We start from the raw sequence: 24357 nt of genomic DNA, 5'->3' as shown, positions 1-24357 counted from the left end.
ATCCCGTCTTTCACGACGGGTTTTTTTATTTGGGTTGATTATCTCTCATCTCCAGGGCATTTGTCCAGCAAAGCTGTACGCACAGGCTGCAGCCCATGCATTTCTCTTCATCTACTGTGGGATAACCCTCATCATCCAGACTGATGGCCTGGTAAGGACAGCGGGTACAATTGCCGCACTGCACACAGAGTTCTTTGTCCCTCAGCGAACTGTGTTTGTACTTCGGTTTGATCTCCATAAAATCCCTAATCGGTTTGGGTTGCGCTATGCCGATTAACTCGCTCACGCTCTTGATGCCACGTTCCTGGAGCAAGTGACTCAGTCCGCTCTCCAGTTCATCGATGATTGTGTAACCATAGCGTTCCGGCAAAGTGCAAAACTGCACATTCCCCACTCCCAGAGCCAGGAAATTCGCCGCATCATGATGATTCATTGCACCACCGTTTCCGGAAATGAATACTCCCATGCTGCCGGCTCTGGCAAGGCTAAGATAGCTGATGGGCAATACCCCTTCGCCGCTCATACCCACGATGATGCCGTCATCCCATTTCCCTTGCCCATTACGGAAACCGAGGGAAGGGAAGGTGTTCGCCAAGGTTACGCCTGCTTTCTTTTCCGGATAGCGGTCAAACACTTCCTTTACCGCGCTGATGATGGGATAGATGGCTGTAACGGCTCCGGTTAGCTTAAAGAGTTTGGGAATCTCCGGATCGGATATTTGCATCACCCAATCGATGATCTTGGCAGTAAGAGCCGGATCTTGCGCTACGATGTCGCCTTGAGTACCGTCACCACCCTGAGGGCAGGATAATGAATACTCTATGCCCATTGCGCCTGCGGTTTCCAACTTTTTGGTGTTGGATTGCCAACCCGCTTTGTCGCTTTCATCGTGCCCGGTAACAGGTCCTCCCGTTGAGGCCATTGTGAGCCTATCTGGGTATTCTTTGACAAGCCGCGCCACTTCTTCGCACACTCTGTCGATGGGATGTTCGGACACATTATCGCAATTGGCGAAGGTCTTCCCTTTGTCGCCCCAAACAAACATATACTCGCTGGGTATGTGAATATCCAGATTGTCGAAACTGGTCTTCATGATGCCCCCCGCCCAGCCTGCTTCATAAGCGCTCTTCATCTGCTCGTAACCATCGGAAGGAGGAGCAGCGGAGAGGATGAAAGGAGAACGCATTTTGCGCCCAAAGAAATCTGTCTGTAGCGGCACGGGGAGCTTGTTCCAACCGGGAACCACATATGTGCTCTTAGTAGCTTTTCCTGGCTCAATATAGTCCCCCGCCTTGCGCAGATCCGCATCAATCTTGAAAGCAGTGTTTTTCCCCGCAGCTACCGCTTCCACCACTGTGCTGGGGCCATTTACCATGTCACCGGAGCTGTAGATGCCTTTGCCTTCTATCCTGAAAGCGGGGCGGTTACCCACAGCGATGATCACCATGTCGAATTTCCGAAATTGCTCGGAAGAACCTTCTTCATCCTTGATGCGAGAGGGATGAAAGCTTTGGCCGGGGGGTAAAACCACTGGACGTACTTTGATCCCCACCGTACGTTCTCCCTCGTTCACAATCTCGGAAATACGGGTGCGATGGCTGAAAAGTACGCCATTCTCTATCAGAATTTCTTTTTCGTCTTTTGTTAGTGGCATCTCGGCAAAGGTTTCCAATGTGATCATCTCCACATGTGCAGCTCCGGCCTGAGCGATAGTGAGGGCTTGATCCGCTGCAATGGCTCCGCCCACTAGAGCTACCTTTTTGCCTTTAAACAGGAAACATCCGGGTTGTTTCAGGATGTCCATGCCATAGATCGCTTTTTCATCACCGGGGATGTTCAGACGGATGGGATCGTTCAACCCTCCGGCTACTACCACTGCCGCGTAGCCCTGTTCAAACAGTGCTTTGGGATCGGCTACGCTTTGCTGATGATGTACGATATTGAAAGCTTCACTAACCCACATCAGATCTGCCATGAGCATACCTCTATCCAACCTTCCGGGAGGGATCAGAGCCGCCTGGCCGCCCAACTTGTCCGCATCAAAGATCTCCGGAGAATAGCCCAATTGTCGCAAGCTGACTGCGGTTCCTATCCCGGCAGGACCTCCGCCGATAATAGCGATCCTGATCCCCTTCTCCTGAGGCAAAATGAACTCAGGATTTGCACCCAATTCACGGGCCTTTTTGATGATGGTGGCTTGTACAGCGGGAATCTGGATGGGCGTATCGAATTTCTCGCGGGAGCATGCCGCTACACAATGGTGATCTGGGCAAACATCACCGCAAATCCCGCCCAAAGGATTGGATGCCAGGATGATGCCGGCAGCGCGCTTGAAGTCGGACTTTGTTCCGCCAGAAGCAGCCATCATGAAATCTGCCGGAGAGCAGTCGCAGGGACAGGCTGTTTTACAGGGTTTGGTGGCGCAATATTCGCAGCGCCGGATTTCGCTCATCAGTTGTGCATCGGATAAATACATATCTATCTCCCTTGAATACAAACAATTACATTATAAGGTAAGCATAAGGTATCTGCATCTGTTTGTCAAGAATTATCCCCCATTTCTCACAGACCAGATCATCGAAGGATTCGGCAGTAGAACGTGTTGCAGGGTGCCAGGCCAGTTTGCGGTGAATCCCGTAGTGGTAATTGAACTGGCTGGCATAGCCACTGGAGTGGGAGGTTGATTATCGATAGTGCTAAAAGATACAAGACCTCCCTACGTAGTAATCCCAGAATCATCCGTTGCATAAGCTCTTACATAATACTGTGTGCATGGAGCCAGGCCTGTAATGACCGAGCTAAACACATTGCCATTATTGTCTTTACCATTCCATACAATTGTTATTCTTTCGTTCATGCACCAAGGTTGTTACTAGCTGCCCTCTGCTATGCTTAAGCTGGATATTCATAAAGGGCAAGATTCTATTTCCACACTATGCGTACTATTCCAAGTAGTGCAGAAGCCGATATCAAGCCGTTATAAAGCAGTGGTCACTCGATGATAACACGATGATATCTGCTTCAGTACTCCTGAGGGAAAAGGGGGGGGAAGTTCAGATTGCCGGGATCCCCACGGAAATGCAAAGCGTTTTTGTGGGGTGGTTTCCGGGATCCCCACGGAAATGCAAAGCGTTTTTGTGGGGTGGTTTCCGGGGTCCCCACGGAAATGCAAAGCGTTTTTGTGGGGTGGTTTCCGGGGTCCCCACGGAAATGCAAAGCGTTTTTGTGGGGTGGTTTCCGGGGTCCCCAAAGCTAAGCAAAGCGAAGGTTTGGGGTGAAGGGGACGTGTCGAATCCTATGGGCTTTCATGTAAGTCCATTTACATTATCCAAGTTCATAACGGAGTGGGTGAGCTTTATCTGATGATACCCAGGCGCTGTTGCTGATAGCTTTTATCCTGAATATGTTTCCACCAGTCTTGATTCTGCAGATACCAGGTCACAGTTTTACGGATTCCGGTTTTGAAGGTCTCACGGGGTTTCCAGCCCAGTTCCCGTTCGATCTTTCCGGCATCGATGGCATAACGCAGGTCGTGACCGGGACGGTCTTGTACATAGCTGATAAGTTCTTTGTAGCTTTTCAATGTATCAGATGGCGCCAGCTCATCCAGCAGGTCACAGATGATATGTACGATATCGATGTTTTTCATCTCGTTGTGTCCGCCGATATTGTAGGTTTCGCCTGTTTTTCCTTTGCGGATAATGCTATTGATAGCCTCACAATGATCCGCTACATACAGCCAATCGCGCACGTTCAAACCCTTGCCGTATACTGGCAGTGGCTTGTGTGCCAGGCAGTTCAGAATCATCAGCGGGATCAGTTTTTCCGGAAATTGATAGGCGCCGTAGTTGTTTGAGCAGTTCGAGATCGTTACGGGCAAGCCAAATGTCCGATGCCATGCCCTCAGCAGATGGTCACTACCGGCTTTGGATGCGGAGTAAGGAGAAGAGGGATCGTAGGGAGTATCTTCGGTAAACATACCGGTATCGCCCAGGGAGCCATATACTTCATCGGTAGAAACATGATGAAAGCGAAAGCTCTTTTTGGCTTCATCGCTCATGTTTTTATACAAGTCCAAAGCGGCTACCAAAAGAGTGGCCGTGCCCATCACGTTTGTCTGCACAAACTGCAGAGGACCGTCGATGGAGCGGTCTACATGAGATTCCGCCGCGAAATTCACGATGGTATCCGGAGTAAAATCCTGAAAAATCTTGTTAATGCGGGGAACGTCACAGATATCGGCCTGTTCAAAGAAATAGCGGTTTCCGCCGTAGCGGGCATCCAAATCTGCCAGAGATTCGGGATTACCGGCGTAAGTAAGCGCATCGATATTGAGTACCTTACCTTCAAAGGCGGGATCCTCAAAGAGGCAGTGAATGTAGTTTGCACCAATAAATCCGGCTCCACCGGTAACAATTACTTTTTGCATATTTACCTCAGTTTATCCAATAGTTTGGTAAGCCTTTCCAATTCTTCGGGGCTTTTGTATTCCAGGGTAATCTTTCCCCGGTCTTTGCTTTGCGTGACTTTCACTTTCAACATAAACAGCGAGCTCAGTTCTTGCTCCAGGCTTCGGGTGAAAGCAGTTTTGGAGGATGTCTCTTTCTTGTTCAACATACTCTGCACGAAGCTTTTAGCCTTTTCTTCCGCTTGCCTTACGGTAAGTTTGTATTTGATGATAAACTGCGCAAATTGGCTTTGATAATCCGGTTCCACTGCCAGGACGGCTCGGGCATGCCCTGCGCTGAGGCTTTCGGATGCAACCAGATTGATCACATCTTCGGGCAGTTTTAGCAGACGCAGACTATTGGAGATGGTGGTTCTCTCTTTTGCCATCACTTGAGCTATCTCGGAATGAGTAAGGCCAAAGTCTTCTGCAAGAGCCTGATAAGCGAGGGCTTCCTCGATGGGATCGAGGTCTTCACGCTGGATGTTTTCAATGATCGCCATCTGCAATTGCTCTTTTTTGGATACTGAGCGTATCACCACGGGAACAGAGTCCAAACCTGCCAACTTTGCCGCTTCCAACCTGCGTTCACCGGCTATCAGTTCGTAATCGCTGCCTTCACTTTTGGTAACGATCAAGGGTTGGATAATACCATTTTCCAGGATGGATTTAGCCAATTCCTGCAGTTTGGCGGGTTCAAACTTCTTGCGTGGTTGAAAGCAATTGGGGTGGATGCGCTCAATGGGCAGAGTGCCTATTCCGGCAGATATAGTCTCTGTTTTATCGTTGTTTGGGATCAATGCCGAAAGGCCGCGTCCAAGGCGTTCATTCATGTTTTCCTCTTCATTTGCTGCGCTCGATAACTTCGTTGGCCAGGTTCAGGTAACTCATGGCACCAGGCGAGCGGATATCGTATAGAAAGATGGGTTTGCCAAAGCTTGGAGCTTCGGTAAGCTTGATGTTACGCGGAATCACACTGCGAAACACTTTTTCCTTGAAATAGCGATGCACTTCCTTGGCTACCTGCATGCTCAGATTCACGCGTTTGTCAAACATTGTAAGCAGGATGCCAATGATGTTCAGGGCGGGATTCAGGTTCTTTTGAATCAGGCGGATTGTGGTGAGCAATTGGCTGACGCCTTCCAGAGCGTAGTATTCGCATTGAATGGGTACCAATACATCGCTGGAGGCTGTCATTGCATTCACCGTGAGCAGGCCCAGCGAAGGCGGACAGTCTATCAATATATAATCCCAGTCGTTCAAGACAGGTTTTAGGGCTTCTTTGAGCTTGTGTTCACGGGCAAATTCGTGAACCAGTTCGATTTCAGCACCGGTGAGATTGATGTTTCCCGGTACACAAAAGAGGTTTTGGGTGCTGGTAGGCAGGATGCAATCTGTAATTGGCACTCTTCCGATAAGGGCGTCGTACACCTGCAGTTCCACCTTGTCTTTGTCGATACCGACTCCACTGGTTGCGTTGCCCTGCGGATCAAGGTCTATGAGCAAGGTGCGTTTCTCCAGCACAGCTAAGGCTGCAGCAAGGTTCACGGTAGTGGTGGTCTTTCCCACACCGCCTTTCTGGTTCACAATCGTAATAATCTTTGCCATATAGTATCTTTATCAATCCTTTTAGCGTTTCATCAGATCTCGCTGGGCAATCTGTATCAATCTGCGCAAGCCCAAGCTTTCGTCCTCTATCTGCAGTAACTTTTCGTAGCGGATACCCTCCAGATCATCCATAGAGCGCGATTTGTACATCACCAGATGACCGGATGGCTTCAACAACCGTCTGAGCGGAGAATAATAACGCTCGCTCAGCGCAACCGCCCGGCACAATATGATGTCGAAGCTGGGTCGCCGTGCTACAAATGCGTAATCTTCCAAGCGGGCACACTCCACTCTCGTCCTGGGTAAAGATAGCGCTTCCACAATGTCATTTAGTACTTTGGTCTTTTTAGCAATGCTATCTAGCAGGATAAGTTCACAATCCGGGCTTACCAGCTTGATGGGAATCCCGGGTAAACCACCGCCGGAACCGAAGTCCAAAACGGTTTTATCCCTAAAGTCCAAACATTGGATAGCTAGAAGACTGTCAAGAAAATGCTGTATCCAATAGCTATTAACCGACATCTTCCGGGAGATCAGATTTACCCCCTTGTTGTGCTCCACCAGGAGACTGTGGTAGTATTCAAACTTCCCCATCAAGACGGGCACATCAGGTAGATCAAGCTTGATCAGATAGTCTTCAAATCTCTTTTTTTCCGGGTTCATTTGTTATCCTCCGGCAGGTTTCGGATTAAAGTCTGAATCAAAAAGGAGGGATCATCGTCAAAAGAAGCGATGGCCTCCTTTGCCTCTTCGCTTTGGTGCAGGCTGATGGATCTTGCCACCAGAAAACGCAGGCGTTCATTTGGGATATCCTTGTGTTCTAAAAGCATTGCAAGGCTTTCAGGGCCATCCATGTAAGCCAAAACTGCTATACAGGTTGCCAGGTAGCGCTCTGCAGACAGATGAGCGGCGATGACCGGCAAAAGACGTTGATCCCGCTTACCTGCCAGGAGTGAGATGGCCGTCTTTGCCTTCAGAGAATCGGGATCGCTGCTGTAGTTCAAAAGTGCGTCACAAAAAGCGCTGTCGGCGTCGCAAAGAGCTTGCAAGGCACGATACTCCAATCCGGATTGATTGGCAAGTTTGTGCTCCAGAATGTATGCTGAAGCCTCAGAGGCTCTGCTAAGCATGATTTCCCGTGCTTTACGCACGCGGTTTATGGCGTTGCCCACTTCCCATTCGGAAGCGGCGGCAAAGATATCTTCGATAGGAGCGTCTTCAGCAGGGGGAGCCAATTGCGTTTCGTCCTCTTCCACCGGCGGTGCGCTTACTACATTCAAGTTCAGATCTCTGCCCATGCCATAAGTGCCTTTGTACCAAGTGCTGTCGTTTGCGCAAGCGCTGTCGGGATACAGGTCTTCACCTCCAGCATCCAAAAAGATCCCCAGCCCTCCGGAATTGCGGCTGAAACCTGCAAAACCATAGTTTTGGGGCTCTTTACGCTCGTAGCGGTCGTTGCCCTGTTTATCAATAAAAATCCCCAGGGAGTTGGAAATTCCCAATCCGTTTCCGCCGTGGATGGAGTAGGCATCGTCTCCGGCGGCATCGATCAGCAGACCAAAGCCATAATCATGCCCGGCACCCTGTCCGGGACCATTACGGGAATAGTAACAGTCGTTTCCCGCCTCATCGTAGAGCATACCTGAAGCCATGTGGATACCCGAGCCCTGGGGATAGTAAACAGCATTGTAAATATCATTCCCGCTGAGATCCATCAGAATACCCGTGGCAAACCAATATCCCACGCCCTGGGCATATACTCCGCCCAAGTATTTGTCGTTTCCCGCTTCATCGAAGAGAAAGCCCAGACCGCCTGCCAAATCGGGACGCATGCCAAATCCCATGCCTTGTCCCATAGTACGGAAATCGTTTGGCATCAGAGGCGCATGATAGTATTTACCTCCCAGATAGTAAGTATCCGACCCAGCTCTGTCTGCAAGTAAACCTACTCCGTAGGTGCCGCCAAAAGCCTGAGCCATGCTGTATGCGCTGTAAGAGTCGTTTCCTTTGTTATCTTCAAGGCAGGCAATACCCAGTATTCCCGCACCTTGTGCGAACAATCCGCCTCGATAATTGTCGTTGCCAGCATTGTCCGTGTGCCACATACTTCCCATTACTGCGGAGAACGAGAAATCCGCCAATTGGTAGAAATCGTCTCCCGCATAATCTGCGCTAAAGCACAATCCTCCCCGGGCAAACAGGGAAGGTTCTGGGCAACTATACAGATCATTACCATTGAGATCCACCAAAATCGTAAAAGGATGCGTACGGGAGCTTTCGAGGGGAATTCGGTATATATCATCTCCATCGGGTTCCAGGATCATACAGAGCTGATTATTTGCCATATCCGGGATACTTACGGCAGAATAGCTGTCGTTTCCGGGGCTTCCGATGATCATGATGCCCCATTTGCTTTTGTAAACAATCTGTTTTCGGTTTTGGGGTTTATACTGGGCAATTCTGTCACGCAATTCCAGCATTGCCTTTGAAGAGGCGATAAGCGCTCCCATATCCATCTTCTCCATCATGGCAATGTAGCTGTCCATTTCCACGCTTTCCAGCCAGGGAAGGCCCTTTTTGGCAAAATAGGATTTATAGAAATCTTTATCCTCTTCTTCTAGCATCATTTGAATAAGAAATGCCAGCAAACTGTCGCTCTGAGCGGAACTGAGAGCGCTGAAGCACTTCTGATATATAGCATTGATGCTATCCAGGCATAGTTCAATATGCTTCAGGAAATCTTTGGGTTTGCGAATGCGGGGCATTTTGGGCAGATCAAACTGGTATGCAGTGCTACTTTTAGCCACATAACCAAAGTAATCCAGTATTTCTGCTTTACTATCGCTGTGCATTATCTGTTTCAATTCTTCCAGCTTGTCCGCCGCAGAGATACCTCCGCCCAGGATTTCCATGTGCCAATCGGACTTTGCTCTGCAAGCGGGATCCCAATCCCGGTGAAAAGCGGTGTGGGAAAGTGCAAAATCCTTTTGTGAAAGCATATCAGAGATCTGTTCCAATTCCGGTTGGCTAATAAGTCCTTGAGCATGCAGATAAGCCATATATCCCCCAAAGGGTATAAGCAAAACTATCATGATCAATACTCTAGCAATACGTGAAGAAATCATTTACACCTCATGGAGGCAAGACTAAATACACTGGCTGATATTGTCAAATGTTCTTTTATGCTTTGCCATTTTGCACAGCATCAGAACCCGGATAGGGGATAAACTCGGATAATGCGAATGGAGTTCAAGACACCTATGCTATCTATATCTATTAAAATAAGTTAAGAGGTGACTTGGACTTAGGGCAATGCATAGAATCCACACTAGATATTGAAGTCCATTTGATCATAAAACATATAGGTATACAATAAGATACATAAGGGCAAATGAACTCCATTTGATTATTCGAGCTAAACGAAAACCGGTATCCGCGGACACCGGTTTATATATAGACTCAAAGTAATAGTCTATTATTTCAGGCCTTCGGCTTTGGTGGCATCCTTCTTGGGGGTAATCGTGGATTCTTCCACGAACTGAATGATTGCCATCGGGGCGTTATCGCCTCTACGAAATCCGGCTTTGATAACTCTGGTATAGCCACCGTTGCGGTTAGCAAAAGCAGGAGCTATGTTGTCGAAGAGCTTTTTCACCAAGTCGCGGTCGCCGAGCACGCTGTAGGCAAGTCTGCGGGAGTGAACGGTATTGTTCTTTCCGTAGGTTACCACGCGTTCTACAAAGCGTCTCATTTCCTTGGCTTTGGCCAGAGTGGTATTGATCTGACCATATTCGACCATGGATTTGACGAGATTTCTCATCATCAGGCGTCTTGCATCGGTTTCACGTCCGAATTTTCTACCTTCAACTCTGTGTCGCATTTTTCACCTTCTTTTTGGGGCTTGGCACTGGTTTCCGGGGAGTGGTGGTTGCGGCTTTTTCAGCTTTGGCAGGTTTCGTTTCCGGTTCGGTTGCGGAAACGGCTGCAAGAGCCAATTCATCGGCGGGAATGATGCCGCGGCTGCGAGCTTCTTTTATCTTACGGTAGATGCTATCCACATCCATACCCAGTTCCAGATCGTATTTTTTAAGTTTTTGTACAATTTCTTCCAGTGATTTCTTACCGAAATTACGGAATTTCAGCATCTCAGCTTCTGTCTTCGAAACCAAGTCTCCAATAGTTTCAATCTCTGCCATTTCCAGGCAGTTTGCAGCACGTACTGTGAGTTCGATTTCTTTCACGCTCATGCGTAAGATGCGTTCTTTTTCTTCGAGATCGGGATCAAGATCTACATCGCGGATGTATTCAGGTTCGGTCTCAAAGAGACTGATTTTGGCTGCCATATCTTTGAGAATCTTGGCAGCAAGGAATAGAGCGATCATGGGTTCAATGGCGCCGTTGGAGTGAACTTCCAGGATCAGCTTGTCGAAATTCATACGTTCTTTAACACGCTGATGGCTTACGGTGAAATTCACTTTTAGAATAGGGGAATAGATGCTGTCTATGGGAATAAATCCCAGAGCTTTCCCTTCGGTATTCTGACGATCAGCAGACACATATCCGCGACCTATTCCCACGATCATTTCTATCTTCAGATCGATATCTTCAGTTACTTCCAGTAGATACAGGTCTTTATTGATAATCTTGACGTGAGCATTTTCCTGGATCATATTGGCAGTAATAATGCCTTTGCCTTTGTGTTCCAGAACAATGGTGCTTTCTTCCACGGTGGTGGATTCGATCACGAGTTGTTTGACCCGCAGAATCAAATCCAGATAGTCTGAATTAGTTCCGGGAATCGGAGTAAACTCATGATGCAATCCTTCTATCCGTATGAAGCGTACTGCAGCTCCCTGGATGGAGGACAACAGAATCCTGCGCAGGGTGTTTCCCATAGTGGTTCCAAATCCAGGTTCCAAAGGGCCGATTTCAAATTTGCCATAATTGCGGGAATACGTTTCTTTGTCGTGTTCCACAAATTCCGGCATTTGCAAGGGTTCAAGATACATCATATCAAACTCCTAAGGGTTTATTACTTGGAGTAGAATTCGACGATAAGACGCAGATCTACTGATACTGGAATCTCACTAGCGACAGGAATCTTATCAAAGCTGCCGCGCATGTTTTCTTTATCTACAGTTAACCAATTGTAGGGAGAAGTAGCTTCAGAGCGGTCGAGCGCTTCCACGATCATTTTCATGCCGCGGCTTTTGGGACGCACTTCCACGATATCGCCATCTTTCAACAGGAAGGATGGGATATCTACTTTTTTGCCGTTGATCATAAAATGACCATGATTGATGAATTGACGCGCCTGCATTCGGGTAGCGGCAAAGCCCATGCGGTAGATAACGTTGTCCAAGCGACGCTCCAACAATTGCATCAGGTTGTCACCCGTTACGCCGCCAGCCTTGGCAGCCTTTACAAAGTAGTTTTTAAACTGCTTTTCCATCAGGCAATAGGTGAGGCGGAGTTTTTGCTTTTCGCGCAGGTGAACCGCGTAATCCGAGAATTTACGACGCATCAGGTTGCCATGCTGCCCCGAAGGATATTTACGCTTGGCAAGGATGCGGTCGTATTTATTTGTGCCAAAGATGTTTTCGCCAAATCTGCGGCATACTTTTGCTTTTGGTCCGGTATATCTAGCCATGATTTCTCCTTATATCCTTCTGGTTTTTGGGGGACGGCAACCGTTGTGCGGAATCGGGGTTTCGTCCTTGATCATGGTTACTTTAATGCCTGCAGCATTGATAGCGCGGATGGAAGATTCTCTTCCGCCACCGGGTCCTTTAACGACAACACTTACTTTTTGGATACCCATTTCAGCTCCGGCTTTAGCAACTTCTGTAGCAGCCATCTGTGCGGCAAAAGGAGTACTTTTGCGAGAGCCTTTGTAGCCGACCTTGCCACCCGAACTCCAGGCAAGGACGTTGCCGGAACGATCGGTGAGCGAAACAATGGTGTTGTTGAAGCTGGAGTGCACAAAGATCATTCCTTCATCAAAGGAAAGGCGTACGCGTTTTTTCTTTGTTCTGATTTTCTTAGCCATGAATCATGCTCCTATTTCTTCTTCTTTATGGTGCTGGAACGGGGACCCTTGCGGGTGCGGGCGTTGGTGTGGGTTCTCTGGCCACGCACCGGAAGGCCGCGTTTGTGACGCAGACCACGATAGCTACCAATTTCCATGAGCCGTTTGATGTTCATGGCAACCTGGGTTCTTAAAGATCCTTCCACGATATACTCGTTCTGAATGATATCGCGCAGTACCTTTTCCTCATCCAAAGAGAGATCAGCGACTTTCTTCATAAAATCGACATTGGCTTTTTGGCATATCTCGATGGCCCGGCTTCTGCCGATGCCATAGATATAGGTAAGACCAATGAAGAGCCGCTTTGTCTTGGGAATCTCAATACCTGCAATATGTGCCAAGTTGGTCCTCCTTTCTTAACCCTGTCTTTGCTTGTGTTTAGGGTTAGAGCTGCAGATAACTCGAATAACGCCATGGCGTTTGATTATTCTACAATCTTTGCAGATTATCTTAACTGATGCTTTGACTTTCATTGTTATCTCCTTGCAATTCCCGAAGGAATAAGCAATTCTCTTATTTATAGCGGTAAGTGATTCTGCCGCGACTAAGATCATAAGGAGAAAGCTCAACTTTCACCTTGTCTCCGGGCAGTATTCTTATATAATGCATCCGCATCTTGCCGGAGGAATGAGCCAATATCTCGTGGCCATTTTCCAGCTCAACGCGAAAAGTAGTATTAGGTAGCGCTTCTGTAACCACGCCTTCCACTTCAATAACGCCTGATTTACTCATGAATCTTCCTTCTCTTACGCTTTTGTAAGTATCTCAGCTTCGGCATCGCTTATCAGAATAGTGTGTTCATAATGAGCAGAAAGGCTTCCGTCTGCCACCATAAACTCCCATCCCTTTTCGATTACGCGGTTTGTGCCGATGTTTACCATGGGTTCGATGGCCACAGTCATCCCGGCCTTCAATCGTGGGCCATATCCGGCCCGGCCGGTATTTGGTATCTGAGGCTCTTCATGCAGTTCACGTCCCACACCATGTCCGGTGAGGTCATCTGCGGCGTAGTATCCCTGAGTTCTGATGTATGAACCGATGGCGGAAGAAATGTCGCCAACTCTGGCTCCCGCAACAGCCGCACGAATACCAATCGCTAAAGCAGCTTCGGTAACTTCCATCAAACGGGAAGCTTCGCTGCTGATGCCACCGATCCCGTAGGTACGGGCTGCATCGCCATAGTAACCATCCTTGATTACACCGACATCGATGCCGATAATATCACCCTCTTCCAAAACTACTTTTCTGGAGGGAATGCCATGCACGATAACGCTGTTTGGCGATGTGCACAGGGTGCCGGGGAAAGGTTTGAGCCCCGGAATCTGATATCCCTTGAATGCAGGCCTGCCGCCGCGATTACGAATAAAGCTTTCCGCAAAAGCGTCCAGCTCCCAGGTGGAAATGCCCGGTTTCATCATCTCTTCAAGAGAATCGAGCAATTCGGCGATTATCTTACAGGCGGCTCTGATCTTTTCGATTTCGGAAGGTGACTTCAAGTAGATCATGCTTAGCTGCTGCGTCCTCTGAGCTTACCCTTTTTCATGAAGCCGTCGTAGTGACGCATTACCAGGTGTGATTCTATCTGCTGAAGAGTATCGAGAGCAACACCCACCACAATGATGAGTCCCGTTCCGCCAAAATAGAAAGGCAGATCAAAACGATTGCTCATGATCTCGGGCAGCAGAGCTACAAAGGCAAAGAAAACAGCACCCGGAAGGGTGATTCTGGTGAGCACACTATTGATGTATTCGGCGGTCTTCTTGCCGGGTTTTTTACCGGGGATATGACCGCCATACTTTACCATGTTCTCTGCCATCTCGGTTGGGTTCAGCACAATGGCTGTGTAGAAATAGGCAAAGAAGATAATCAGCGCAACGTATAAAATGGTGTACAGAGCTGCTCCGGGGGACAACCAACGCTGGAGAGTAACCCAGAAGCCGCCGCTGCTTCCGAAGAAGGCAGCTATAGTAGCAGGAAACATCAGCACACTCTGTGCAAAGATGATGGGGATCACGCCAGCAGTGTTCACGCGCAGGGGAATGTAGGTGCTTTGTCCACCATATACTCTGCGTCCTACAATACGCTTTGCATATTGAACCGGGATCTTACGGGTAGCTTCGGTTACAAAGATAACTGCAGCCGTAACTGCCACCATGAGGACGATCGCAAAAATAGCTTTCCAGGCATAAGTGGGATCTGCGGCAATTTTTTGGAACATCCGGATAAAACCTTCCGGATAACGAGCGATTATACCTGCAAAGATGATGAGCGAAATACCATTACCAATGCCGTTTTCGGTGATCTGCTCACCCAACCACATTACTATCATGGTACCCGTTACCAAGGTTACTATACCGGTGAAATGGAACAGAAATCCGGGATGCGGAACCACTCCACCACTGAGGTTTGTAAGCCACAAAGTGATGGTGATGGCATTGAAGGCACCTAAGCCTACCGTGCCATAGCGGGTTATCTGATTCATTTTCTTCTGTCCTTCGGCTCCTTCTTTACGAAGCTTCTCGAAATAGGGAATAATGCTACCCAACAACTGGATCACAATGGACGCCGTAATGTAAGGCATAATTCCCAAGGCAAACACCGAAGCACGTTCAAAGTTTCCACCCACGAAGAGATCGAGCAATCCAAACAGAGTGTTTCCACCCTCTCTGGCGCCTTCAAAGAATGCACGCAGCGCAGTGGCATCCACACCGGGTATGGGCACAAAACTGCCCATGCGGTACAGAACCAGGAAGAGCGCTGTGAACAGGATCTTCTTCTTCAGGTCCGGAATCCGGAACATGTTTGTAATAGTCTTCAGCAAATTAAACTACCTCCGCCTTGCCGCCGTTCTTCTCGATGAGCGCTTTAGCGTTTTTGGAAAAAGCGTTCGCTTTGATATGAACAGCTTTGGTGAATTCTTCAGTAGTTCCGGCCAGTACTTTCACCGGAGCTTTAGCTTTTTGACCTTTAGACGGGATCAAGCCCATTGCTTCGAGCTTGGCGATGTCGAAATCGGTCTCTTCCAAACCTACCAGACGGGAGAGGTTTAGGCTACGATAGCCCTCTCGGAAGATGTTTTTAAATCCGCGCTTGGGCAGACGGCGGTTGATAGGCATCTGACCACCTTCAAAGGAAGCTGGAACATTGCCACCGGCACGGGCCTTATTACCTTTGTGTCCACGACCGGCCTGATGACCGTATCCCGAACCCTGACCCTTGCCCAGACGTTTTTTGTTCTTCCTGCCGGCTGGTCTGCCAATATTGGTGAGTGTTAACATTGTTATTCTCCCTGCACTTCTTCTACTTTTAGCAGGTACGATACTTTGTTGATCATACCGCGGATCACGGGGTTATCTTCGTGAATCCGGCTGCTGTTGAGTTTGTTCAGGCCAAGGGATTTTACAACCCTCTTGTGCGCTTCAATACGATTTATGGTGCTGCGGATTAGGGTAACTTTTAGCTGTTTCACTTCTCCTCCCTGCCGGTGAGCTGAGCAACTGTTTTATTGCGCAGACGGGCTACATCGGAGATGGTGCGCATGGATTTGAGGCCAAGGATGGTAGCTTTCACCACGTTCGTGGGGGTGTTACTGCCCAAAGACTTGCACAGGATGTTTTGGATCCCGGCGGCCTCAAAGATGGCACGGGTAGTGTTCCCCGCGATTACTCCGGTACCCGGAGAGGCAGGTTTTATCATCACACGGCTGGCGCCAAAACGTGCTACGATATCATGGGGCACGGTTCCTTTCACGATTGGTACATGGAACATGCTTTTCACGGCTTTTTCTTTGGCTTTACGAATCGCATCCACGATCTCGTTTGCCTTGCCGCTGCCCACGCCAACGTTTCCAGCCTTGTCTCCCACCACCACTATGGCGGAAAAGGAGAAATTACGGCCACCTTTTACAACTTTTGCCACGCGCTTGGTATCGATAATCTTCTCTACCAGGGTTTCTTCTTCAAGATTCTGATTGTGTTGGTAATTCAAGCTTTCCTCCTGTTTAGAACTCAAGCCCGGCTTTGCGGGCGCCATCAGCCAGAGCTTTCACTCTGCCGTGATACTTGTATCCGGCACGATCGAAGGCGATGGTTTTGATTCCGGCTGCCAGAGCTTTTTTGCCAAGTGCTCTGCCAACTTCATGACTGATCTCAGTCTTGGTTTTGGCTTCACCAGCAGAAAAATCTTTGGCTTTGGAAGACATCGAGCATAGGGTGATCCCTTTGCTATCGTCGATAATCTGCGCGTAGATATATTTATTTGAACGAAATACCACGAGGCGGGGCCGTTCGCTGCTGCCTGATATGCGTTTGCGGATTGCGGCACGGCGTCTGGCGCGTAGGGAACTCTTTATCTTACTATTAGATTTTATCATTTTACATTACCTCTTATTTGCTTCCGGCTTTTCCGGCTTTGATGGTAACGTGTTCATCATGATAGCGAACACCTTTACCTTTGTAGTTTTCCGGAGGACGACAGCCACGCACTTCAGCGGCAAACTGACCAACCAATTGTTTGCTGATTCCCTCGATGTTTATGATGGATGAGAAATCACTGCGGCCGCCTTTGGAACGCGGCACAGCATTGGCTTCCACCTTCAGTCCGGCAGGAATGCGCATCAGGATATCGTGTGAGTATCCCAATGTAAGCTTGAGCCATGGGCCCACCACTTCTGCACTGTAACCGGTACCGATCACATGGAGAGTCTTTTTGTAGCCTTCGCTTACACCGGTAACCATATTCTGGATCAAGGCGCGGGAAAGGCCATGAATGGCGCGTAGGTTCTTGGTTTCGTTTGCGCGTTTTACGCTAAGTACGTTTTCATTGAGCTCGAGGCTGATTCCAGGCATCAGGGTATAGCTGAGTTCGCCCAGCTTACCTTTTACGGTGATTGTGTTGTCTTCAATCTTTACATTCACATCGGAGCTAAGTTTGATAGGTGATTTTCCTATGCGGGACATAATTTCCTCCTACCAAACACGGCAGACATACTCGCCGCCAACGTGGTTGAGTCTGGCATCGCGATCCACCATCACTCCCGAAGAAGTGGATATCACCGCACAGCCAGTGTTGTTGTACACGCTGGGCAATTTGTCTGCTTTGACGTAAACACGTCTTCCGGGTTTAGAAACTCTTACTAATCCTTGCATTACGGGTCGTCCGTCATTTGTGTAACGCAGAATTACCAATATACGCTTGTAATTGAATTTGTGCTCCGGATCTTTGTCTAATACCTGAAAGCTATTTACAAAGTTTTCCTCAGCAAGGATCTTCACCAGCGCTTCTACTATTTTGCTGTGATTGACGATCACTTGTGAGTGTCCGGCACGATATGCATTGCGGATTTTGGTCAATGCATCAGCTATCGGATCAGATACGCTCATTTATATCTCCTTAGGTTTTACCAGCTACTTCTGGTGATTCCGGGGATCTGTCCCTCGGAAGCGTATTTGCGGAAGCAAAGGCGGCACATGCCAAAGTGGCGCATGAATGCACGCGGGCGGCCGCAAATCTTGCAACGGTTGTACTTTCTTACATTGAACTTGGGAGTTCTTTGTTGCTTGATGATCAATGAGGTCTTTGCCACAATCTCTCCTTATTCGGCTCTTTGGAACGGCATGCCAAGCTCACGCAGGAGCTGACGGCATTCTTCGTCGTTGTGAGCTGTGGTTACTATGGTGATGTTCATACCGCGCACGGCATCCACTTTGTCAAACTCGATTTCGGGGAAGATGGTCTGTTCTTTGATACCAAAGGAATAGTTACCTCTGCCGTCAAAAGAATCATTCTTGATCCCACGAAAGTCGCGAATTCTGGGAATGGCGATGGAAGTCAGCCGATCGAAGAATTCATACATGATCTCATCGCGCAAGGTCACCTTGCAACCGATGGGCATTCCCTGGCGCAACTTGAAGTTCGATATGGATTTGCGAGCTTTGGTAACCAAGACCTTACGGCCGGTGATCTGCTCCAAATCCTTTACTGCATTATCCAGTATCGCTTTGTTTTGAGTGGCACTTCCCACGCCCATACTAACTACTATTTTGACCATTTTAGGAACCTGATGAGGATTCTTGTAGCCAAAATGCTTGGTAAGGGCTGGAACTACCTGGCTCTTATATTTCTCTTTGAGTCGGTTCATTGTTGTTGCTCCTTAGTTTACAGCTCGTCGCCGGACTTTTTGCAAACGCGAATACGGCGTCCTTCACGAACCTGGATCACGGGTTTTGATACCCCACCCAGTTTCTCGTTGAAAAGCATCACATTCGAAGCATTGACCGGAGCTTCTTTGGTGATGATTCCGCCTTGGGGATTGCGCTGACTTGGCTTGGCGTGTTTTTTTATCAGGTTTACTTTTTCCACAATCACACGACCGGTTTTGGGATAGGCTCTCAATACATGTCCTTTCTTGCCTTTGTCTTCACCGGATATGACCACTACAAAGTCACCTTTTTTGAGATTCAGTTTCTTTCCCACGCATCCTCCTACAATACTTCCGGAGCAAGGGATACAATCTTCATGTATCCGGCTTCACGCAGTTCGCGAGCCACTGGACCAAAGATGCGGGTACCCTTGGGCTCGAGTTTATCATCGATCACTACAGCGGCGTTGTCGGAAAAACGGATGTAAGATCCGTCCGGACGACGTACTTCTTTGGCAGTACGCACGATCACGGCTTTCTCGACAGCACTTTTTTTCACTTTGCCGCCTGGAGTAGCGGATTTGATGGCTACCACGATCACATCGCCTACGGTGGCATACTTGCGTTTGGAGCCACCCAAGACTTTGATGCACATGGCTTTTTTAGCGCCGGAGTTATCGGCGATATTCAATATGGTTTGTACTTGAATCATTCCCAAACTCCCTTATTTACTTCTCTCTACAATCTTGTGCAGAGTCCAGCGTTTACGGGCACTTAGCGGACGTGATTCGCGAATCTGTACGATATCACCTTCGCGGGCCTCGTTGTTTTCGTCGTGAGCCATAAACTTCTTATGGCGGCGGACGGTCTTTTTGTATAGCGGATGGATGTATTGGCGTTGAACGCGAACGACGATGCTTTTGTCGTTTTTATCCGAAACCACCACACCCTGTTTGATCATTCTACGTGTGTTTTCCACTTTCACCTCAAGCCTTTAGCTCTTTTTCTTTGATGATGGTGAGTATCCGGGCAATCTCGCGTTTGGCGATCCGGATGCGGTCTGTGCGATCGAGCAGGTTTTTGGCTTTTTGAAAGCGCAAGTTAAAGAGCTCGATGCGGAGTTCTTCGATTCTGGCCTGCAGCTCGTGGGTGCTGAGGTCGCGTATTTCGTCGATCTTCATAATTCCACTCCTTCACGGGCAACCATACGGGTTCTGATGGGGAGCTTGTGGGCGGCCAGACGCATGGCTTCTTTGGCTGTGGCAAGGTCTACGCCTTCGATCTCAAACATTACACGACCGGGACGAACTACCGCCACCCAATATTCCGGGGCGCCTTTACCTTTTCCCATACGGGTCTCTGCCGGTTTACTGGTAATGGGTTTGTCCGGGAAAATGCGGATCCAAACCTTACCAACACGTTTCATGTGACGAGTGATCGCAATACGAGCAGCTTCGATCTGGCGGCTGGAGATGAAAGCATCATCCAGGGCTATCAAGCCATAATCGCCAAAATCGACATTGCAGCCGGTCCAAGATAGACCGTTGCGTCTGCCCTTCATCATCTTGCGATGTCTTACTTTTTTTGGTGCTAACACTGCTCTCTCCTTATGACAATATGTCGCCTTTGTAGATCCACACTTTGATGCCGATCACGCCGTATGTGGTTTGTGCTTCCACAAGGGCATAGTCTATATCAGCACGAATAGTGTGGAGCGGGGTGCGTCCCTGTTTGTAACGCTCGGTACGCGCGATTTCTGCGCCGCCAAGGCGTCCGGAAACCTGAACTTTTACTCCGAGAGCGTTGTCTCTCATCACATTACGTATTGCCATTTTCATCGCACGGCGGAAAGAAACGCGTTCTTCCAGCTGGCGGGCAATCTCTCTACCCACAAGGCGGGCATCCAACCACATCTTGTCGATCTGTTCCACGTTGATGGATACAGCGACCGGGGCAGGGCGGTTTTTGTTTATCAGTATGTTCAGCTCGCCACGCAACTTCTCGATATCTTCACCTTTCTTACCGATCACCAAACCGGGGCGGGCAGTAGAGATATCTATCTGAATGGAGCTGGTCTTCCGGTAAATCTTGATCTTGGAGACCATTTTATCGGCCAGACGCTTCTGAATGTAGCTGCGTATTTTTATGTCTTCCTGGAGAGAATCCACATAAGACGAGCCTTGAGCAAACCAGATGGAATCGGTGTCTTTATTTACGCCGATGCGGTACAGAATGGGGTGTATTTTTTGTCCCAAGGTATTCCTCCTATTCTAAAGTCTGGATCTCCAGGGAAATATGACAGGTCTGTTTCCTGATCTCAAATGCTCTTCCCTGAGCTCTTGGCATGAATCTTTTCATCTGAGGACCCTCATCGGCCATCGCCTGGCTTACATAAACCTGGTTGAGGTCGATCTTGGGATCCTTTACCTGGGCGTTGGCTATTGCTGAATCCAACACTTTACTAACAATACCAGCCGCTCTGCGACGTGAGAAACGCAGGATGTTTTGGGCTTCGCTTACACGTTTGTAGCGAATGGTGTCCAAGACCAGTCTGGCTTTGCGGGCAGAACCACGAGCGAAACGCAATTTTGCTGTTGCTTCCATTTCTTATCTCCTATCTGCCTTTTTTCTTCTTTTCTTTATGGCCACGGTAGGTACGTGTGGGTGAGAATTCACCAAGCTTGTGCCCCACCATGTTCTCCGTTACGTACACGGGTACAAATTTATGACCGTTGTGAACGGAAAAAGTATGACCGATAAAGTCCGGAGTTATCACCGAACGACGGCTCCAGGTCTTGATCACGCTTTTCTTGTTATCGTCATTGAGGACTACAACTTTCTTCATCAAGTGATCGTCAACGAAGGGGCCTTTTTTAATTGAACGTGACATATCTATATCCTCACACTATCTCTTTTTAACCGCTTTCACGATATACTTATCGGAATACTTGCGGGTTTTGCGGGTTTTTCCACCCTTGGCAGGTTTGCCCCAGGGGGATACGGGATGTCTGCCGCCGGATGATTTCCCTTCACCGCCACCCATGGGGTGATCAACCGGGTTCATTACCACGCCGCGAACGGTGGGGCGAATTCCCATCCAGCGTTTACGCCCGGCTTTGCCAATTTTGATCAGAGAGTGATCAAGATTGCTTACCTGGCCGATTGTGGCAAGGCATTCCTTGCGGATCAGGTGCACATCATTGGAGGGCATCTTCACATGAACGTAGTCACCATCTTTGGCCACTACTTGAGCAAAGGCGCCGGCACTGCGAGCGATCTGGCCGCCACGGCCTTTCTTCAGCTCGATGTTGTGAACCACGCTACCCAAAGGTATTCTATCCAGGGGGAGAGCATTGCCTACCGCTACTTCTGCTTCGGGACCGCTCATCAGCTTGCTGCCCACTTCCAATCCGTCGGGAGCAATGATGTAGCGCTTTTCGCCGTCAACATAGTGCAGTAGTGCGATGCGAGCAGTGCGATTGGGATCGTATTCGATGGAGGCAACTTTGGCCGGAATACCGATCTTATCACGTTTGAAATCTATAATACGGTAGTGCTTACGGTGTCCACCGCCACGATGACGGCAGGTGATGCGACCGCGGTTGTTACGTCCACCGGTTTTCGGCTTGGGTTTCAGCAGAGATTTTTCCGGAGTGGAGGCGCTAATCTCATTAAAGCTATAACCCGTGCGATAGCGGAGGGAAGGGGTAGTAGGTTTATAATGCTTAATTCCCATTTTTATACCTCAAAATCGGCTATTTTGTCGCCTTCGCGCAGGGTTACGATCGCCTTCTTCCAATCCGGGCGCTTACCATTGTATTTGCCCAAACGTTTTGGCTTGCCCATCATACGGATGGTGTTTACTGCCAAAACCTTCACTGCAAAGATGTGCTCGATGGCTTTGGCGATCTCAATCTTATTGGCATTTATCGATACCTTGAAGGTGTAGATATTGTCTGTAGCTACTTGTGTGCTGCTCTTCTCTGTGATGATGGGAGCTATAACTATATTACGCGGATGTATCATGAGCTGAATACCTCCTCTACTTTTTTCAGTGCATCATCGCTTAAGATGATGTAGCTGCTCTTCAGAATCTCATAAGCATGCAGTTGCTCTGCGCGATCGGTCATCACGTCCGGCAGATTGCTGAAGCTTTTAACTGTAGGAAGGTGATGTCCATTGGTAACCACCAGTTTGCGGCCTCTTTCAGGAGCCACTTTGGCAAGGATTTCCAGAGCTTGCTTGGTGCTGGCTGTGTCGAAATTGAGACCTTCGATGATGCAGATGCGGCCGTTGCGCGCCCGATCGGTAAGGGCAACCTTCAGAGCCATACGCTTCTTGGTACGCGGAATGGGACGGGTCCAATCTTTCGGGTAGAGCGCAAAAGCCTTGCCGCCATGTACGCGGACGGGTGAACGGCGGGTTCCCATGCGGGCATTACCGGTTCCCTTCTGTTTGAAAAGCTTCTTCGTGCTGCCTTGGGTCATGGAGCGATTCTTTTTTTGCACTGTACCTTGACGCTGATTGCTGAGATACATAGTAACAACTTCGTGCAATAGCACTTTGGGAGAGTTTACATCCACGTCGAATACGGAAAGCGGAAGTTCCACTTCTCCGATCATCTCACCTTGGATATTATATTTTTTTGCTTTTACCATTTGTCTCCCCCTACTGTTCCTTATGTAATACTACTAAGGAATTGCGATGGCCGGGTACAGCACCCTTGACCATTACCAGGTTCCGCTCGGCATCCACTTTCACCACGTCCAAATGACGCGTGGTTACATTGGCATTGCCATGTTGTCCCGCCATTTTCATACCCTTGAACACGCGTGATGGCTGGGCACATTGACCGATGGAACCGGGGCCGCGGAACGATTCGTGGGAACCGTGGGTAGCGATGAATCCGCCAAAACCATGACGCTTCATCACACCGGTATAACCACGACCTTTGGATTTTGCGGTAACAGATACTGTCTCACCCGCACCAAACAATGTGGCGTCCAGAGCATCACCAGTGTTATACTGATCGAGCTGCTGGCCGAGGGCGGGGCGAAATTCTCTTACAAAACGGTAGTTTGCACTGCCGTATTTCTTGAAATGTCCCAGCATGGGCTTTGACACCTTACGTTCAGGTATCTCTTCAAAACCCACCTGGATGGCATCATAACCATTGGTTTCGATTGTACGTTTACAGATCACTTTGCACGGACCGGCTTGTATCACGGTAACCGGAATCACTTTGCCGCTCTCGTCAAATATCTGAGTCATACCTATTTTCTTTCCGATAAGTCCGATCATGCTTAGCTCCTGGTATTTGCCTTGATCTCCACATGAACTCCCGCAGGCAGACTGAGCTTCTTCAAAGCATTGGTAGTCTGCTGGGTAGGATTCATGATGTCAACCAAACGTTTGTGAACCAACATCTGGAATTGGTCTTGAGATTTCTTGTCGGTATGGGGTGAACGTAAAACCGTGTATATTGTACGATCTGTAGGCAGCGGGATTGGCCCCACAACCTTGGCGCCAGTGTTACGTGTGCTCTTCACGATCTCCGCGACAGATTGATCCAATAAACGATGGTCATAAGCTTTCAACTTAATCCGAATACGATTTTCCTGTTTACTCACTGGAACCTCCACTATTTGGGCAGATTTCACCTGAAATGCACACGATATGCTGGATACAGCTCCGCCTCGCTATCAAGTGGATATGCCGCTGGCTTGTTATTAAATTATTCAGACTGCCGCCGAAGCAACAGCCACCACGATACTCACAATGAGTATCCTGATAGTAGGATATCATTATTCCTCCTAAAGAACTATAAGCCCCTGCTAAATATGGGACTTGTGCTTCACGCTCAAGGCGCTTTTACTATGTTTGTACACAAGAATTTAGATGTCCAAATCTGTCAATCCATTTTTTCTAATTGATTCGAATCTTCGGATTGAGACTGTTCAATACCTCCCACTTCATTATGCTACTTTCCTTGTGTTCTTAGAGAAAAGCAGGTCGAGATGGTTCCAAGCGAGCTTTTCTTGACAAATTTGGGAGATATTTAGACTGGCGATCAGC

The 24357-nt window shown here is 48.6% G+C and carries 36 protein-coding genes; all 36 read right to left on the bottom strand.

What is annotated here, in order from left to right:
• Positions 1–25: 25 nt before the first annotated feature.
• Positions 26–2476, bottom strand: coding sequence for an FAD-dependent oxidoreductase (locus PHF32_03105; GenBank protein ID MDD4559721.1), 2451 nt, complete (start codon positions 2474–2476; stop codon positions 26–28).
• A gap of 879 nt (positions 2477–3355) precedes the next feature.
• Positions 3356–4429, bottom strand: a complete 1074-nt coding sequence (gene rfbB, locus PHF32_03100) for a dTDP-glucose 4,6-dehydratase (GenBank protein ID MDD4559720.1) — start codon at positions 4427–4429, stop codon at positions 3356–3358.
• A gap of 2 nt (positions 4430–4431) precedes the next feature.
• Positions 4432–5280, bottom strand: a complete 849-nt coding sequence (locus PHF32_03095; GenBank protein MDD4559719.1) for a ParB/RepB/Spo0J family partition protein — start codon at positions 5278–5280, stop codon at positions 4432–4434.
• 10 nt (positions 5281–5290) lie between these two features.
• Positions 5291–6055, bottom strand: a complete 765-nt coding sequence (locus PHF32_03090) for an AAA family ATPase (GenBank protein MDD4559718.1) — start codon at positions 6053–6055, stop codon at positions 5291–5293.
• 21 nt (positions 6056–6076) lie between these two features.
• Complete coding sequence (rsmG, locus tag PHF32_03085; protein ID MDD4559717.1) at positions 6077–6718, bottom strand: 16S rRNA (guanine(527)-N(7))-methyltransferase RsmG; 642 nt, start codon at positions 6716–6718, stop codon at positions 6077–6079.
• On the bottom strand, positions 6715–9180 hold the full coding sequence (locus PHF32_03080) for a HEAT repeat domain-containing protein (GenBank protein ID MDD4559716.1): 2466 nt from the start codon (positions 9178–9180) through the stop codon (positions 6715–6717). The genes rsmG and PHF32_03080 overlap by 4 nt, the downstream gene beginning before the upstream one ends.
• A gap of 350 nt (positions 9181–9530) precedes the next feature.
• Positions 9531–9935 (bottom strand): 50S ribosomal protein L17, encoded by a 405-nt coding sequence (gene rplQ / locus PHF32_03075; protein ID MDD4559715.1) that lies wholly within the window; start codon positions 9933–9935, stop codon positions 9531–9533.
• The gene (locus PHF32_03070; GenBank protein MDD4559714.1) at positions 9919–11067 is read right to left on the bottom strand and encodes a DNA-directed RNA polymerase subunit alpha; all 1149 of its coding nucleotides are present in this window, start codon (positions 11065–11067) and stop codon (positions 9919–9921) included. Before PHF32_03070 ends, rplQ begins: the two co-directional genes overlap by 17 nt.
• 20 nt (positions 11068–11087) lie before the next feature.
• The gene (gene rpsD / locus PHF32_03065) at positions 11088–11705 is read right to left on the bottom strand and encodes a 30S ribosomal protein S4 (protein MDD4559713.1); all 618 of its coding nucleotides are present in this window, start codon (positions 11703–11705) and stop codon (positions 11088–11090) included.
• Positions 11706–11714: 9 nt separating this feature from the next.
• A complete protein-coding gene (rpsK, locus tag PHF32_03060; GenBank protein MDD4559712.1) occupies positions 11715–12104 on the bottom strand; it encodes a 30S ribosomal protein S11 in 390 nt (129 codons plus the stop codon).
• Between the two features lie 11 nt (positions 12105–12115).
• Positions 12116–12484, bottom strand: coding sequence for a 30S ribosomal protein S13 (gene rpsM, locus PHF32_03055; protein ID MDD4559711.1), 369 nt, complete (start codon positions 12482–12484; stop codon positions 12116–12118).
• A 15-nt stretch (positions 12485–12499) separates the two neighbouring features.
• Positions 12500–12616, bottom strand: a complete 117-nt coding sequence (gene rpmJ / locus PHF32_03050; GenBank protein MDD4559710.1) for a 50S ribosomal protein L36 — start codon at positions 12614–12616, stop codon at positions 12500–12502.
• Between the two features lie 40 nt (positions 12617–12656).
• Positions 12657–12875: a translation initiation factor IF-1 gene (infA, locus tag PHF32_03045; protein MDD4559709.1), complete on the bottom strand. Its 219-nt coding sequence runs from the start codon at positions 12873–12875 to the stop codon at positions 12657–12659.
• A 14-nt stretch (positions 12876–12889) separates the two neighbouring features.
• Positions 12890–13648 (bottom strand): type I methionyl aminopeptidase, encoded by a 759-nt coding sequence (gene map / locus PHF32_03040; GenBank protein ID MDD4559708.1) that lies wholly within the window; start codon positions 13646–13648, stop codon positions 12890–12892.
• 2 nt (positions 13649–13650) lie between these two features.
• On the bottom strand, positions 13651–14943 hold the full coding sequence (gene secY / locus PHF32_03035; GenBank protein ID MDD4559707.1) for a preprotein translocase subunit SecY: 1293 nt from the start codon (positions 14941–14943) through the stop codon (positions 13651–13653).
• A 22-nt stretch (positions 14944–14965) separates the two neighbouring features.
• Entirely contained in the window at positions 14966–15421 is a 456-nt protein-coding gene (gene rplO, locus PHF32_03030) for a 50S ribosomal protein L15 (protein ID MDD4559706.1), read from the bottom strand.
• Between the two features lie 2 nt (positions 15422–15423).
• The gene (gene rpmD / locus PHF32_03025; GenBank protein MDD4559705.1) at positions 15424–15612 is read right to left on the bottom strand and encodes a 50S ribosomal protein L30; all 189 of its coding nucleotides are present in this window, start codon (positions 15610–15612) and stop codon (positions 15424–15426) included.
• On the bottom strand, positions 15609–16130 hold the full coding sequence (gene rpsE, locus PHF32_03020; GenBank protein ID MDD4559704.1) for a 30S ribosomal protein S5: 522 nt from the start codon (positions 16128–16130) through the stop codon (positions 15609–15611). Before rpsE ends, rpmD begins: the two co-directional genes overlap by 4 nt.
• A gap of 13 nt (positions 16131–16143) precedes the next feature.
• Complete coding sequence (rplR, locus tag PHF32_03015; protein ID MDD4559703.1) at positions 16144–16515, bottom strand: 50S ribosomal protein L18; 372 nt, start codon at positions 16513–16515, stop codon at positions 16144–16146.
• A 13-nt stretch (positions 16516–16528) separates the two neighbouring features.
• Positions 16529–17101 (bottom strand): 50S ribosomal protein L6, encoded by a 573-nt coding sequence (gene rplF / locus PHF32_03010; protein MDD4559702.1) that lies wholly within the window; start codon positions 17099–17101, stop codon positions 16529–16531.
• Between the two features lie 9 nt (positions 17102–17110).
• A complete protein-coding gene (rpsH, locus tag PHF32_03005) occupies positions 17111–17524 on the bottom strand; it encodes a 30S ribosomal protein S8 (protein MDD4559701.1) in 414 nt (137 codons plus the stop codon).
• A 17-nt stretch (positions 17525–17541) separates the two neighbouring features.
• Positions 17542–17727 carry a type Z 30S ribosomal protein S14 gene (locus PHF32_03000; GenBank protein MDD4559700.1) on the bottom strand — a complete coding sequence of 62 codons (186 nt, stop codon included), beginning with the start codon at positions 17725–17727 and terminating at the stop codon, positions 17542–17544.
• 9 nt (positions 17728–17736) lie between these two features.
• Complete coding sequence (gene rplE / locus PHF32_02995; GenBank protein ID MDD4559699.1) at positions 17737–18282, bottom strand: 50S ribosomal protein L5; 546 nt, start codon at positions 18280–18282, stop codon at positions 17737–17739.
• A 17-nt stretch (positions 18283–18299) separates the two neighbouring features.
• The gene (rplX, locus tag PHF32_02990) at positions 18300–18605 is read right to left on the bottom strand and encodes a 50S ribosomal protein L24 (GenBank protein MDD4559698.1); all 306 of its coding nucleotides are present in this window, start codon (positions 18603–18605) and stop codon (positions 18300–18302) included.
• 20 nt (positions 18606–18625) lie between these two features.
• Positions 18626–18994 (bottom strand): 50S ribosomal protein L14, encoded by a 369-nt coding sequence (rplN, locus tag PHF32_02985; protein MDD4559697.1) that lies wholly within the window; start codon positions 18992–18994, stop codon positions 18626–18628.
• Positions 18995–19006: 12 nt separating this feature from the next.
• Positions 19007–19261: a 30S ribosomal protein S17 gene (rpsQ, locus tag PHF32_02980; GenBank protein MDD4559696.1), complete on the bottom strand. Its 255-nt coding sequence runs from the start codon at positions 19259–19261 to the stop codon at positions 19007–19009.
• Positions 19262–19268: 7 nt separating this feature from the next.
• A complete protein-coding gene (rpmC, locus tag PHF32_02975) occupies positions 19269–19463 on the bottom strand; it encodes a 50S ribosomal protein L29 (protein ID MDD4559695.1) in 195 nt (64 codons plus the stop codon).
• Complete coding sequence (rplP, locus tag PHF32_02970; GenBank protein ID MDD4559694.1) at positions 19460–19879, bottom strand: 50S ribosomal protein L16; 420 nt, start codon at positions 19877–19879, stop codon at positions 19460–19462. The genes rpmC and rplP overlap by 4 nt, the downstream gene beginning before the upstream one ends.
• A gap of 10 nt (positions 19880–19889) precedes the next feature.
• Positions 19890–20537: a 30S ribosomal protein S3 gene (gene rpsC / locus PHF32_02965; protein ID MDD4559693.1), complete on the bottom strand. Its 648-nt coding sequence runs from the start codon at positions 20535–20537 to the stop codon at positions 19890–19892.
• Between the two features lie 10 nt (positions 20538–20547).
• Positions 20548–20886: a 50S ribosomal protein L22 gene (gene rplV, locus PHF32_02960; GenBank protein MDD4559692.1), complete on the bottom strand. Its 339-nt coding sequence runs from the start codon at positions 20884–20886 to the stop codon at positions 20548–20550.
• A gap of 10 nt (positions 20887–20896) precedes the next feature.
• Positions 20897–21172, bottom strand: a complete 276-nt coding sequence (gene rpsS, locus PHF32_02955) for a 30S ribosomal protein S19 (protein ID MDD4559691.1) — start codon at positions 21170–21172, stop codon at positions 20897–20899.
• A gap of 15 nt (positions 21173–21187) precedes the next feature.
• Positions 21188–22018 carry a 50S ribosomal protein L2 gene (rplB, locus tag PHF32_02950; protein MDD4559690.1) on the bottom strand — a complete coding sequence of 277 codons (831 nt, stop codon included), beginning with the start codon at positions 22016–22018 and terminating at the stop codon, positions 21188–21190.
• 2 nt (positions 22019–22020) lie between these two features.
• On the bottom strand, positions 22021–22308 hold the full coding sequence (rplW, locus tag PHF32_02945; GenBank protein MDD4559689.1) for a 50S ribosomal protein L23: 288 nt from the start codon (positions 22306–22308) through the stop codon (positions 22021–22023).
• On the bottom strand, positions 22305–22940 hold the full coding sequence (gene rplD, locus PHF32_02940; GenBank protein MDD4559688.1) for a 50S ribosomal protein L4: 636 nt from the start codon (positions 22938–22940) through the stop codon (positions 22305–22307). The genes rplW and rplD overlap by 4 nt, the downstream gene beginning before the upstream one ends.
• 10 nt (positions 22941–22950) lie before the next feature.
• Positions 22951–23583, bottom strand: coding sequence for a 50S ribosomal protein L3 (gene rplC, locus PHF32_02935; protein MDD4559687.1), 633 nt, complete (start codon positions 23581–23583; stop codon positions 22951–22953).
• 2 nt (positions 23584–23585) lie between these two features.
• Positions 23586–23912 carry a 30S ribosomal protein S10 gene (gene rpsJ, locus PHF32_02930; GenBank protein MDD4559686.1) on the bottom strand — a complete coding sequence of 109 codons (327 nt, stop codon included), beginning with the start codon at positions 23910–23912 and terminating at the stop codon, positions 23586–23588.
• Between the last annotated feature and the right edge of the window lie 445 nt (positions 23913–24357).

The sequence above is a fragment of the Candidatus Cloacimonadota bacterium genome, from assembly GCA_028706475.1.
Taxonomy (GTDB): domain Bacteria; phylum Cloacimonadota; class Cloacimonadia; order Cloacimonadales; family Cloacimonadaceae; genus UBA5456.
Note: the sequence above shows the minus strand (reverse complement) of the source record. Positions and strands in the feature narration are given on the sequence as shown.

Excerpts from the sequence above, each read along its gene's own strand:
- PHF32_03105 (MDD4559721.1), bottom strand. The coding sequence starts at position 2,476 with ATGTATTTATCCGATGCACAACTGATGAGCGAAATCCGGCGCTGCGAA.
- rfbB (MDD4559720.1), bottom strand. The coding sequence starts at position 4,429 with ATGCAAAAAGTAATTGTTACCGGTGGAGCCGGATTTATTGGTGCAAAC.
- PHF32_03095 (MDD4559719.1), bottom strand. The coding sequence starts at position 5,280 with ATGAATGAACGCCTTGGACGCGGCCTTTCGGCATTGATCCCAAACAAC.
- PHF32_03090 (MDD4559718.1), bottom strand. The coding sequence starts at position 6,055 with ATGGCAAAGATTATTACGATTGTGAACCAGAAAGGCGGTGTGGGAAAG.
- rsmG (MDD4559717.1), bottom strand. The coding sequence starts at position 6,718 with ATGAACCCGGAAAAAAAGAGATTTGAAGACTATCTGATCAAGCTTGAT.
- PHF32_03080 (MDD4559716.1), bottom strand. The coding sequence starts at position 9,180 with ATGATTTCTTCACGTATTGCTAGAGTATTGATCATGATAGTTTTGCTT.
- rplQ (MDD4559715.1), bottom strand. The coding sequence starts at position 9,935 with ATGCGACACAGAGTTGAAGGTAGAAAATTCGGACGTGAAACCGATGCA.
- PHF32_03070 (MDD4559714.1), bottom strand. The coding sequence starts at position 11,067 with ATGATGTATCTTGAACCCTTGCAAATGCCGGAATTTGTGGAACACGAC.
- rpsD (MDD4559713.1), bottom strand. The coding sequence starts at position 11,705 with ATGGCTAGATATACCGGACCAAAAGCAAAAGTATGCCGCAGATTTGGC.
- rpsK (MDD4559712.1), bottom strand. The coding sequence starts at position 12,104 with ATGGCTAAGAAAATCAGAACAAAGAAAAAACGCGTACGCCTTTCCTTT.
- rpmJ (MDD4559710.1), bottom strand. The coding sequence starts at position 12,616 with ATGAAAGTCAAAGCATCAGTTAAGATAATCTGCAAAGATTGTAGAATA.
- infA (MDD4559709.1), bottom strand. The coding sequence starts at position 12,875 with ATGAGTAAATCAGGCGTTATTGAAGTGGAAGGCGTGGTTACAGAAGCG.
- map (MDD4559708.1), bottom strand. The coding sequence starts at position 13,648 with ATGATCTACTTGAAGTCACCTTCCGAAATCGAAAAGATCAGAGCCGCC.
- secY (MDD4559707.1), bottom strand. The coding sequence starts at position 14,943 with ATGTTCCGGATTCCGGACCTGAAGAAGAAGATCCTGTTCACAGCGCTC.
- rplO (MDD4559706.1), bottom strand. The coding sequence starts at position 15,421 with ATGTTAACACTCACCAATATTGGCAGACCAGCCGGCAGGAAGAACAAA.
- rplR (MDD4559703.1), bottom strand. The coding sequence starts at position 16,515 with ATGATAAAATCTAATAGTAAGATAAAGAGTTCCCTACGCGCCAGACGC.
- rplF (MDD4559702.1), bottom strand. The coding sequence starts at position 17,101 with ATGTCCCGCATAGGAAAATCACCTATCAAACTTAGCTCCGATGTGAAT.
- rpsH (MDD4559701.1), bottom strand. The coding sequence starts at position 17,524 with ATGAGCGTATCTGATCCGATAGCTGATGCATTGACCAAAATCCGCAAT.
- rplE (MDD4559699.1), bottom strand. The coding sequence starts at position 18,282 with ATGAACCGACTCAAAGAGAAATATAAGAGCCAGGTAGTTCCAGCCCTT.
- rplN (MDD4559697.1), bottom strand. The coding sequence starts at position 18,994 with ATGATTCAAGTACAAACCATATTGAATATCGCCGATAACTCCGGCGCT.
- rpmC (MDD4559695.1), bottom strand. The coding sequence starts at position 19,463 with ATGAAGATCGACGAAATACGCGACCTCAGCACCCACGAGCTGCAGGCC.
- rplV (MDD4559692.1), bottom strand. The coding sequence starts at position 20,886 with ATGGAAGCAACAGCAAAATTGCGTTTCGCTCGTGGTTCTGCCCGCAAA.
- rpsS (MDD4559691.1), bottom strand. The coding sequence starts at position 21,172 with ATGTCACGTTCAATTAAAAAAGGCCCCTTCGTTGACGATCACTTGATG.
- rplB (MDD4559690.1), bottom strand. The coding sequence starts at position 22,018 with ATGGGAATTAAGCATTATAAACCTACTACCCCTTCCCTCCGCTATCGC.
- rplW (MDD4559689.1), bottom strand. The coding sequence starts at position 22,308 with ATGATACATCCGCGTAATATAGTTATAGCTCCCATCATCACAGAGAAG.
- rplD (MDD4559688.1), bottom strand. The coding sequence starts at position 22,940 with ATGGTAAAAGCAAAAAAATATAATATCCAAGGTGAGATGATCGGAGAA.
- rplC (MDD4559687.1), bottom strand. The coding sequence starts at position 23,583 with ATGATCGGACTTATCGGAAAGAAAATAGGTATGACTCAGATATTTGAC.